At 67.5% G+C, this 10,603-nt stretch carries 11 protein-coding genes; 8 read left to right on the forward strand and 3 right to left on the reverse strand.

Annotation, left to right across the window (positions count from 1 at the left end; genetic code table 11):
- Window positions 1–2: 2 nt before the first annotated feature.
- Genes QW863_RS11010 through QW863_RS11020 form a run of 3 tightly spaced genes read left to right on the forward strand, consistent with a single transcriptional unit; the run spans window position 3 to window position 2,576 of the window.
- A complete protein-coding gene (locus tag QW863_RS11010) occupies window positions 3–869 on the forward strand; it encodes an ABC transporter permease (RefSeq protein ID WP_315767700.1) in 867 nt (288 codons plus the stop codon).
- A complete protein-coding gene (locus QW863_RS11015) occupies window positions 869–1,666 on the forward strand; it encodes an ABC transporter permease (RefSeq protein WP_315767702.1) in 798 nt (265 codons plus the stop codon). Before QW863_RS11010 ends, QW863_RS11015 begins: the two co-directional genes overlap by 1 nt.
- A 4-nt stretch (window positions 1,667–1,670) precedes the next feature.
- Window positions 1,671–2,576, forward strand: a complete 906-nt coding sequence (locus tag QW863_RS11020) for a polysaccharide deacetylase family protein (protein WP_315767704.1) — start codon at window positions 1,671–1,673, stop codon at window positions 2,574–2,576.
- Between the two features lie 6 nt (window positions 2,577–2,582).
- On the opposite strand, the gene QW863_RS11025 is transcribed toward QW863_RS11020, so the two are convergent.
- Complete coding sequence (locus QW863_RS11025) at window positions 2,583–2,753, reverse strand: hypothetical protein (protein ID WP_315767705.1); 171 nt, start codon at window positions 2,751–2,753, stop codon at window positions 2,583–2,585.
- Window positions 2,754–2,791: 38 nt separating this feature from the next.
- On the opposite strand from QW863_RS11025, the gene QW863_RS11030 reads away from it, so the two are divergent.
- Entirely contained in the window at window positions 2,792–3,670 is an 879-nt protein-coding gene (locus tag QW863_RS11030) for an NAD-dependent protein deacetylase (protein ID WP_315767707.1), read from the forward strand.
- Between the two features lie 130 nt (window positions 3,671–3,800).
- On the opposite strand, the gene QW863_RS11035 is transcribed toward QW863_RS11030, so the two are convergent.
- Window positions 3,801–3,974, reverse strand: coding sequence for a hypothetical protein (locus QW863_RS11035; protein ID WP_315715975.1), 174 nt, complete (start codon window positions 3,972–3,974; stop codon window positions 3,801–3,803).
- A 186-nt stretch (window positions 3,975–4,160) separates the two neighbouring features.
- Here QW863_RS11035 and QW863_RS11040 point away from each other — a divergent pair, with 186 nt between their 5' ends.
- Entirely contained in the window at window positions 4,161–4,409 is a 249-nt protein-coding gene (locus QW863_RS11040; RefSeq protein ID WP_315715976.1) for a hypothetical protein, read from the forward strand.
- Between the two features lie 61 nt (window positions 4,410–4,470).
- On the opposite strand, the gene QW863_RS11045 is transcribed toward QW863_RS11040, so the two are convergent.
- Complete coding sequence (locus QW863_RS11045; RefSeq protein ID WP_315767709.1) at window positions 4,471–5,775, reverse strand: sorbosone dehydrogenase family protein; 1,305 nt, start codon at window positions 5,773–5,775, stop codon at window positions 4,471–4,473.
- A gap of 1,182 nt (window positions 5,776–6,957) precedes the next feature.
- Between QW863_RS11045 and QW863_RS11050 the strand changes: the two genes are divergently transcribed.
- The 3 genes from QW863_RS11050 to QW863_RS11060 all read left to right on the forward strand — a co-directional run bounded on the left by QW863_RS11050 (window position 6,958) and on the right by QW863_RS11060 (window position 10,579).
- Window positions 6,958–8,283: a DUF3422 domain-containing protein gene (locus QW863_RS11050; RefSeq protein WP_315767711.1), complete on the forward strand. Its 1,326-nt coding sequence runs from the start codon at window positions 6,958–6,960 to the stop codon at window positions 8,281–8,283.
- Window positions 8,284–8,355: 72 nt separating this feature from the next.
- The gene (locus tag QW863_RS11055; protein WP_315767713.1) at window positions 8,356–9,048 is read left to right on the forward strand and encodes a DUF2848 domain-containing protein; all 693 of its coding nucleotides are present in this window, start codon (window positions 8,356–8,358) and stop codon (window positions 9,046–9,048) included.
- Window positions 9,049–9,424: 376 nt separating this feature from the next.
- A complete protein-coding gene (locus tag QW863_RS11060) occupies window positions 9,425–10,579 on the forward strand; it encodes a glycosyltransferase (RefSeq protein ID WP_315715980.1) in 1,155 nt (384 codons plus the stop codon).
- The last annotated feature ends 24 nt before the right edge of the window (window positions 10,580–10,603 follow it).

The following is a 10,603-nucleotide window of genomic DNA, read 5'->3' on the forward strand; positions in this document are numbered from 1 at the left end:
CCATGACCGACGCCGTGCTATCAGCGCCGATCGTCAAGCCCGCGCCGGATCGCGAGCGGCTCGCGGCGTTCGGCTTCGTCGCGCCATCGCTGCTGATCATCGCGCTGGTGTTCGTGCTGCCGCTGGCGCTGCTGCTCGGCGTCAGCGTGCTCGATGCCAAGGGCGGCGTCACCTCGGCGCATTACGTCCGGCTGCTCGGCACGCCCTATTACCTCGGCGTGATCTGGAACTCGCTGCGGCTCGGCCTGCTGACGACCCTGATCGCCTTCCTCGTCTCCTATCCCGCGGCGTTCGCGCTGGCGCGCGCGCGCGGGCCGCTGCGCTCGATCCTGCTGGCGACCTTGTTCCTGCCGCTCGCCGCCTCCGTCATCGTCAAGGCCTTCGCCTGGACCATCCTGCTGCGCAGCGACGGCCTCATCAACACGGTGCTGATCGCGCTGGGGATCATCGAGGATCCGATTCGCATGATCTTCACCCAGACCGCGCTGATCGTCGGCGCCGTGAACATCTTCCTGCCGTTCATGGTGCTGCCGATCTACGCGGTCGTGGCACAGCTCGACGGCCGCTATGCGGAAGCCGCGGCGACGCTCGGCGCCTCGCCGCTGGTCGTGTTCTTCCGCGTCATCCTGCCGCTGACCCTGCCGGGCATCATCGCCGGCGTGGCGCTGGTGTTCTCGCTGTCGGTGTCGGCCTATGTGGTGCCGACCCTGCTGATCGGCGAGAAATATCCGACGCTCGCCACCACCATCGCCAAGGCCTATCTCCTGGCGCGCCAGCCCGGCTTCGGCGCCGCCGCCGGCGTGGTGCTGCTGGCGATCGCCGTCATCGTCGTCGCGCTCAGCGCGATGCTGTCGCGGGAGCCGAAATGATGTCGCGCCTTGCCATCATCATCTGCTGGGCGCTCGCGATCGGGCTCGCATTGTTCCTGCTGCTGCCGCTGGTCGTGATCGCCGCGGCCAGCTTCTCGCCGACGCCGGTGTTCGACCTGCCGCTGTCGGGCGCATCGCTGCGCTGGTATGGCCGCATCGGCCGGCTCGACGGTTTCTGGCCGTCGCTGTCGCTGTCGCTGCAGATCGCCGTGCTGTCGACCGGGCTGTCGCTGGTCGCCGGCACGCTCGCCGCGATCGCCATCGCGCGCGGCAGGCTGCCCGGCGCCCCCGCGCTGGGCACGCTGCTGGTCTCGCCCTTGATGATGCCGGGCCTCGTGCTCGGCATCGCGCTGCTGCAATATTTCCGCATGGTCGGCTTCACCGCGACCTGGAGCGCGCTGCTGGTGGCGCATCTCGTGGTGACGCTTCCTTACGTCGCGCGCACCATGATCGCCGGGCTCTCCCGCTTCGACTTCACCTTGATCGAGGCGGCGCGCACGCTCGGCTGCACCTATGCCGGCAGCGTGCTCAGGGTGATGGTGCCGGCTTTGGCGCCGTCGTTCCTGATCGCAGGGCTGTTCAGCCTGCTGGCCTCGTTCGACAACTATCCGGTCTCGATCTTCCTGACGGATGTGCGTTCCAAGACGCTGCCGATCCGCATGCTGCAATATATCGAGGAGGCGCCCGATCCGACGCTCGCTGCGCTCTCCACCCTCATTCTTGCCGGCACCCTGGTGCTGCTGCTGATCAGCGATCGCCTGGTCGGCCTGCACCGCATGGCCGGAACCGCGGATTGACACGATGACCTCACAGCCTGCCTTCCGCCGCGATCTCACGGGCTATGCCGGCAGGCCGCCGCATCCGCGTTGGCCCCACGACGCACGCGTCGCGGTGTCGCTGGTGGTGAATTTCGAGGAGGGCTCTGAATTCTCGATGTGCGACGGCGATACGAGCAACGAGGCGATCTACGAGGTCGTGCACCGGCTCGACGGCCCCGACCCCTGCATCGACAGCCATTTCGAATACGGCACGCGGGCGGCGTGGTGGCGCATCATGGACCTGTTCGACGCCCACAACGTCAAGGTCACCGTCAGCGCCTGCGGCCGCGCGGTGGAGCGCTCGCCGGAGCTCGCCCGCAATGCCGTGGCGCGCGACCATGAGGTCTCTGCGCATGGCTGGCGCTGGCAGAGCCACGCCGGTATGGGCGAGACCGAGGAGCGCCGCGTGATCGCGCGGACGGTGGAGACGATCCAGCGCGTCACCGGCAGGCCGCCGCTGGGATGGCACACGCGATCGGCGAGCTCGCCCAACACGCGGCGGCTGCTGGTCGAGCAGGGCGGCTTCCTCTACGACAGCGACGCCTACAATGACGACCTGCCGTATTATGTCGCCGTCGCCGGCCGCCCGCATCTGGTGCTGCCTTACGCCTTCGACAGCAACGACATGCAGTTCTTCAACGGCTCGCGCTTCCGCGGCGCGGACTTCGCCGACTACGTCATCGACGCCTTCGACTGGCTGGCCCGCGAGGGCGCGACGGCGCCGAAGATGCTGTCGATCGGGCTGCATCTGCGCATGATCGGCCGCCCCGGCCGGATCGGCGCGCTCGACCGCATCCTCAATCACATCACAGGCAACGGTGCGGCGTGGATCGCGCCGCGCGCCGACATCGCCCGGCACTGGCTGGCGACGGTGCCGCCGGAATCCTGAGCGCGGTCAATCGTCGTTGGCGATGTCCTCGTCGGCGATGTCCTCGTCGGTCAGCGGCACCTCGATGGTGCCGCCCTCGCCGGTCGCGAGGTCGCGCTCGTCGTCGATCGGCGCGCCATCCCGTTCGTCCGCGTCGAGCGGCCACAATCGGCGATCATGCCCGTTGCGTGGTATCATGGCAGGTCCTCCCGCCGGGATAAGACCGGGCGCGCGCAATGGTTCATGCGATCCGGCCGGGGTGTGGCGGACTGGCGCAGGCCGGTTCCGGCGACTACATCTGGGCCATGGCCGATCCCACCGCGCTGAAATCCTTTCTCGATAATCACCACCGCATCGTCGTGCTCACCGGCGCCGGCTGCAGCACCAACTCCGGCATTCCCGACTATCGCGACACCGACGGGCAGTGGAAGCGCACGCCGCCGGTGACCTATCAGGCCTTCGTCGGCAGCGACGATACGCGCCGCCGCTATTGGGCGCGCAGCATGGTCGGCTGGCGGCGGTTCGGCCGCGCCCAGCCGAACGGCGCGCATCATGCGCTGGCGCGGCTGGAGGCGCAGGGCAAGAGCTCGCTGCTGGTGACGCAGAATGTCGACCGGCTGCACCAGGCCGCCGGGACCAACAACGTCATCGATCTGCACGGCCGGCTCGATCGCGTCCGCTGCCTGGGATGCGGCGCCGTGCTGTCGCGGGCCGACTTTCAGGACGAACTGGCCGGCGCCAATCCGCGCTGGCTGGCGCATGATGCGGCCGCCGCGCCCGATGGCGATGCAGATCTCGACGGCGTCGATTTCGCGGACTTCAATGTGCCGGCCTGTCGCGCCTGCGGCGGCATCCTCAAGCCCGACGTCGTGTTCTTCGGCGAAACCGTCCCGCGCGAGGTCGTCGCCACCGCGCGCGAGCATGTCGAGCAGGCCGACGCCATGCTCGTCGTCGGCACCTCGCTGATGGTCTATTCCGGCTTCCGCTTCGTCCGCGCCGCCGCGGACCGCAACATCCCCATCGCCGCCGTCAATCTCGGCCGCACCCGCGCGGATGACCTCTTGTCGCTGAAGGTGGAAGCGCCGTGCGACGAGGCGCTGGCGTTTCTGCTGTAGGAGTAGGGCGGTCCGCCCTCTCTCCGCCGTCATGGCCGGGCTTGACCCGGCCATCCATCTCCTCGGTGCTTCAGAAGATGGATGGCCGGGTCAAGCCCGGGCATGACGAAAAACTAAAATGGTGTCCGCCTCACCGCGACTGCGGTTTCTCGCGGTTCTCGATGCGGTCCTTGTTGTTGACCTGCTCGTTCTCCGGCTTGCCGACCTCGACCGTCTTGCCGGCCTGGTTGCCTGGATTGTAGTGGAACTTGCCTTCGTGATGCTCGCCCGGCTGCTTCTGCTCGGGATTGACGTTGTCGGCCATGAAACTCTCCTGTCGCTGTGCCGGACAACGTCGCGGGCGTGATGCTTGTTCCGCGGCCGAGCGCCGCGGCGCCGTTCATGCGGCATCACCCCTCTCTGTGCGGACCATCACGGAAGCAGCGCGCCCTGACCGTCATGATCCTCGCATGGGCTGCAGGGGCAGCCGCAAGCAACGAGGGACAAGGTCATGACTTCCAGCATTCGTCTTTTCGCCGCCGCCGCCATCGTCGCGGGCGCGGGCCTGCTCGCATCCGCATCGACATCGCCGGCGTCTGCCGGCTGGGAATGGCTGGGCAACAAGAACTACATCAACTGCCTGCAGCTGTTCTACACCGGCAACTTCCTGATGCCGGCGAATGCATCGCCGGCCGAGCGCGCCGCGCGCCACGAGCAGGGCCGCCGCTACTGCAATCGCCAGTTCTACGGCCACGACTGAGCATGGCGGCACATGCGCAAGGCCGGGGTCGAACGCGGCCTCGGCCTTTCGCCTGCGAGGCTCACGCGCCCGTCACGCGCCAGATGCAGTTGCCGACGTCGTCGGCCACCAGCAGCGAGCCGTCCGGGCCGAGCGTCACGCCGACCGGGCGGCCATAGGAGAAGCTCTCGTCCGGCGCCAGGAAGCCCGAGAGGATGTCGCGCGCCGGGCCCGACGGCCTGCCGTTCTCGAACGGAATGAACACGACCTTGTAGCCGGACAGCTTGCTGCGGTTCCACGAGCCGTGCTGGCCGATCACCATGCCCTGGGGGAAGCCGGGCAGGGCGCCCGCGGGCAGCCAGCACAGGCCGAGCGAGGCGGTGTGGCCACCGAGCGCGTAGTCCGGCGTCAGCGCGGTCGCGACCAGGGCCGGATCCTGCGGCACGCGGTCGTCGACCGTCCTGCCCCAGTAGCAATAGGGCCAGCCGTAGAAGCCGCCCTCGCGCACCGAGGTCAGGTAATCCGGCGGCGTCTCGTCGCCGAGCCCGTCGCGCTCGTTGACGACGGTCCACAGCACCTTTGTCGACGGCTCGAACGCCAAGCCCACCGCATTGCGCAGGCCTGATGCGAAGATGCGGCTCGCGCCGCTCGCGATGTCCAGCTCATAGATGCAGGCGCGGCCCTCCTCGACCTCGAAGCCCAGCTCGGCGATGTTGGTCAGCGAGCCGACGCCGGCATAGAGCTTGCTGCCGTCGGGGCTGACCAGCAGGCTGCGCGTCCAGTGCCCGCCCGGCTTGAACGTGGTGAGACGCTTGCCCTGTGCATTGATCCGATCGGCGCCGGCTGCATAGGGGAAGGCGACGATGCCGTCGGTGTTGCCGACATAGAAGGTGTCGCCGACCAGCGCCATGCCGAACGGCTGGCTGAGATTCTCCATGAAGGCATTGCGGCGTTCGGCGGTGCCGTCGCCGTCGGCATCGACCAGCCGCGTGATGCGGTTGGCGCTGACGCCGAGGGCTGCGGCGCGGCGCATCGTCGCCTGCATCGCATAGCCGAACATGTTGCGCACCGGGCTTGGAATCTGGGTGGCCTCGGCGATCAGCACCGACTTGTCCGGCATCACATAGATCCAGCGCGGATGGTCGAGCCCGGTCGCGAACGCATTGACCTTCAGCCCCGCCGCCGCCACCGGCTTTTCGCCGTCGCGCCAGCCCCGCGCCGTCGGCATCTTCAAGGTCGGCAGCAGGCCCTGTGGCTTCGCCAGGGGAATCTGCGGCTGCGCCCCCCACGCCGGTTGCGGCGTCTCCCCCTGCAGCTTGCGCCACTGCAGCGCCGCATTGCCAACCAGCGCGACGCCGCGCGCAACGATGGAGGAAAGGGTTGTCATGGGAGTCCTGTGAGGGCTTTGATGCAAATGGGATCTGATGGGCGAGGGACCATCGAGCGATGGCAAAGGGCCAATCTGTTATGATCTACCACGCCCACCGTGACAATTGCATGGGTCGCGGATCGGGGCTGCGGAACCCGGGGCTTTCACCTGGCACGCATTCACGTATCAGAGCCAACCTCCGGCGGCGTCTGGCATGCGGGGCGCTGCGGTTGATCGTGCAGTGCCGATCGGCAATTGGCATGGCTTGCTCAAGCCCAACTATATCGGCGCGATTGCTTGCAACGAAATGGGCCGTTGCGACGCTGAAGCGCGCAGATCGGTTGCCCGTCATGCCCGGGCTTGTTCCGGGCGTCCACGTCTCTCCCCGACCAACGACGAGGATGGCCGGGACGAGCTCGGCCATGACGATGAGGAAAGAGACGGGCACGATCTTCCCGAAATGCGGTCGCCCCGCATCATCCTCGGCCAGCCCATCTCGTCAAAATTCTTACTTGCTATTTTTCCGAAATCATGCTCTACTCCCTGCATCCCGTCCTCATGCAGAGGGGCGTACGCGTCGTCACGATACGTTGAGGCGGGGAGCGGTGGCCGCGAGTGTTGTCAGGTGCTGATGCGCTGGACGATTGGCAGCTCGCGGACGTTCAAGCCGTGTGGTCCTGGCGCCCCGATGCTGGCGCCAAGTCTGGATGACATGACGTGTCATCAGGCGACGGGGGCAAACAAGCCGGTCCCCGGGGAGAGCGCGGAGCAGACGTTCAACCCATCGCGCAGGGAGGGCCGGGTCTGTCCGGCTGAACCTGTGGTTCCTGCCCCGTGCAATTTTTCCGCACGGGGGCCACGGGCCTCAGTCGAGGTCCGGCCTTCCCTGCGCCCTCGGCATTTTCGGAGGGTTTTGATGAGGGCAATCTCGGGTGCAGATGCGCCGCGGGAGGTGTTGGTGTGTCTGCGTGCATCATGATCGACTTGCCGTGACGCCAGGAGAGCCGCCAGCGCGCACAACGTTGCCGCAGCCGTGGCGCCGTCATCGAATTGCGCTACACTGGTGTCACACGCTGCCGGCGCGACGGCGGCAGAGCGACAATGCAACTCAGGGGGGATGCACGGCATGATGGGGGTGATCAATTCAGGCGCAGCGCGATCGTCTGCGTCAGGTGTCGCTCTCACGCGCGGACTCTCCCGATGACGTCGCTCGACAAGTCCGCCTTCACGTCGCATGCCCTGCGCGAGAGCGTGCTGAACGAGGTGCATGCGCGGCCGTTCACGCCGCTGACGCAGCCGGTGCTGGTGATCCGCTTCGCCTTCATGGCCAAGGGCGACAGTCCGGCGGTCGACCGCGCCAGCCTCGCCGCGTTCTGCGCGCAGCGCGGTGCGCCGCCGCCGGAGCCGGGCGTCAAGCATCACCAGGTCGATCTCGGCCCGGTCAGGCTGCGCTTCGAGCAGCATTCGGAATTCGCCACGCTGACCTGGATCTGGAGCCCGCCGGCCGGCGCCGGACCGCGCCGCTTCGGGGCCATCGCGCCCGAGCTGCAGGCACTGATCGCGGCGCTGCCGCAGGCCGGCGAGCTCTTGGTGGCGGTCAAGCTCGAGGTCGAGAACGCGGCCGATCCGGTGGCGCGCGCGGAGGAGATCTTCGACAAGAGCAGCCTCGCCATCGTGACGATCAAGGGCAGCGCCGGCACGGTCGCCTCCGACTTCCGCCTCGACGACGACGGCTTCACCCGCATCCTGGTCTGCGCCGACGGTCCGACGCCGGAGCGGCTCGGGGCGCTGGTGCAGCGCGTGCTGGAGCTGGAGACCTACCGCACTTTGGCGCTGCTCGGCCTGCCGGCTGCGTTGGCGCTGGCGCCGGACGTCGACCGCATCGAGCGGCGGCTGGTCGAGGTGCTCGCGGAGATGCAAGGCGCGCAGTCGTTCAAGCTCAACAACCACCTGCTGCGCGAGCTGACCGAGCTCGAGGCGCTGCTGGAGCGCGGCGCCACCGGCAGCCTGTTCCGGTTCGGCGCGAGCCGCGCCTATTACGACCTGGTGCAGGCCCGTCTGACGGTGATCGAGGGTGAGCCGGTCGCGCCGTATTCGAGCTGGTCGTCGTTCCTGGCGCGGCGCACCGCGCCGGCGATGCGCACCTGCAACGCGCTGGAGGGACGGCAGTCGAACCTGTCGCTCAAGCTGGCGCGCGCCGCGGACCTGCTGCGCACCCGCGTCAATGTCGAGCTGGAGCAGCAGAACCGCGATCTCCTGCGCTCGATGAACGAGCGCACCAAGCTGCAGCTGCGCCTGCAGAGCACGGTCGAGGGGCTGTCGGTGGCCGCGATCGGCTATTACGTCGTCAGCCTGTTCGGCTATCTCGCCAAGGGCGCGCATGACACCGGCCTGCCGGTCGAGCCGACGCTGGCTACCGCCGCCTTCGTGCCGGTCGCGATCGCGCTGATCTGGTTCACGACCCACCAGATCCGCAAGCGGCATCTCAAGGAGGATCACGAAGCGGAGAAGGCCGAGCAGGAGTGAACGGCTGGGCGCCTTGCCAGCGAGCGGCCGGACGGCTAAGCGGCGGGCTGGTCAGCAAGAGGCAATGAGACGATGAGCGGTGCGACGATCGATTTCCTGGTTCACGCGGATGGTGCGGCGACGCGGCAGCGGATCACGCTGAGCCGCCTCGTCATCGCCGGCTGGACCGGGCGCGATCCGGTCGCCCGCGACAAGCACATCGCCGAACTGGAAGAGCTCGGCATTGCCAGGCCCGCGACGACGCCGATCTATTACGAGGTCGCGGCCAGCCGCCTGACGACGTCGGACAGCATCGAGGTCAGCGGCGGCGACTCCTCCGGCGAGGTCGAGTTCGTGCTGGTGCAAGCGGGCGGAAGGCTGCTGGTCGGCGTCGGCTCCGATCATACCGACCGCAAGGTCGAGACCTACAACATCACCGTGTCCAAGCAGATGTGCGACAAGCCGGTGGCCCCCGAGCTGTGGCTGGTCGACGATGTCGCCGCGCATTGGGACCGGCTGATGCTGCGCGCGTTCGCGACCATTGGCGGCGAGCGCGTGCTGTACCAGGAGGGCGCGCTGAGGGGCATGCTGGCGCCTTTCGACCTGATCGCGCGCCGCTATGGTGAGGCAGGCCTGCCCGAGGGCACCGCGATGTTCGGCGGCACCTTTGCCGCCAGGGGCGGCATCCGCCCCGCCGACCGCTTCGAGTTCGAGCTGGTCGATCCCGTGCTGAACCGCGCCATCCGCCACGGATACGCGATCGAGCAGCTCGCCATCGCCGGCTGAGGCGGCGCGCGATCACGTTCGCGTGCGGCGGAATGCGCTAACGATCAGGCCGCGGCGCGTCGTCGCGGCCGTCGCCATGCATGGCTGCATTCGCGCAGGCGTTGCGATCAGCAAGGGCCTGTTAAGCAAGGCGGCCTATGGTGCGGAGTGTGCCGAAGCGGGACCATGGCCTCGTTTCGCGTTCTGGTCCGGCACACCATGTCACGGCATGAGACGCAATGCGGCTGGCATATCCTTAATCGATCCTTACCTGATAGCAGCGGATTCGACGGGTCGGACGACAAGGGCGATTAACTAGAAGTTTAGGATTGGGTTTGTGCGCGTGAACGCCTCCCTTAAGGGTTTTATTAAATACCCCGGGAATTGGGAGAGTGCGGTGCGCGTCGCGATCGTCCACGATTGGCTTTACGTTCTTGGCGGCGCCGAGAAGGTCCTTCAGGAGATCCTGCGCTGCTATCCCGGCGCCGACGTCTTCACGCTGTTCGACCTGCTGCGTCCCGAGGACCGCGCCAAGCTGGGATTCGAGACGTCGCACACCAGCTTCCTGCAGAAGATGCCGCTGTTGCGGAAGTATCACCGCTCCTATCTGCCGCTGATGCCGCTCGCGATCGAGCAGCTCGATCTGTCGAGCTACGACCTGGTGATCTCCTCGAGCTGCGCGGTGGCGAAGGGCGTTCTGACCGGGCCGGAGCAGCTGCACATCGCCTATGTGCATTCGCCGATGCGCTATGCCTGGGATCTGCAGCACCAGTATCTGCAGGAGAGCGGCTACGCCACCGGCGTCAAGGGCCTGATCGCTCGCGCCTTGTTGCACAAGATGCGGATCTGGGATGCGCGCACCGCGCACGGTCCCGACGCCATCTTCACCAATTCGCAGTTCGTCGCTCGCCGCATCAAGAAGATATACGGCCGCGATGCCAAGGTGATCTATCCGCCGGTGACGATCGCGCAGCGCGATGCGATCCTGCCGGTCGGCAGCCACTTCCTCGCCGCGAGCCGGCTCGTGCCCTATAAGCGCATCGAGCCGATCGTGCGCGCCTTCAACATCATGCCGGACCTCGAGCTGGTCGTGGCCGGCGACGGTCCGGAAGCCGCGCGGCTGAAGTCGATCGCGGGGCCGAACGTCAAGTTCGCCGGCTTCGTGCCCGACAAGCAGCTGCGTGACCTCATGACCACCGCCCGCGCCTTCGTGTTCGCGGCGGAAGAGGATTTCGGCATCATCCCGGTCGAGGCGCAGTCCGAAGGCGCACCGGTGCTGGCGCTCGGCCGCGGCGGTGCACGCGAGTCGATCCTCACCACGGGGCCGCGGCCGACCGGCATGTTCTTCGGCTCGCCCGAGCCCGAGGCGATCGCGGCCTGCGTGCGATCGTTCGTGGCCAAGGAGAAATCGATCTCGCGGCTCGACTGCCGCCAGCGCGCCGGCTTCTTCTCGGCCGAGCGTTTCCGCAGCCAGTTCGTCGCGGCGGTCAACGAGGAGATCGACAGTTTCCGTGCGGGACATCAGGGCCGCGCGACGCGGCTGATTGCGTAATATTGGATGTGGTACGGGTGCAGA

The organism is Bradyrhizobium sp. SZCCHNR1017 (assembly GCF_032381375.1).
Lineage (GTDB): Bacteria > Pseudomonadota > Alphaproteobacteria > Rhizobiales > Xanthobacteraceae > Bradyrhizobium.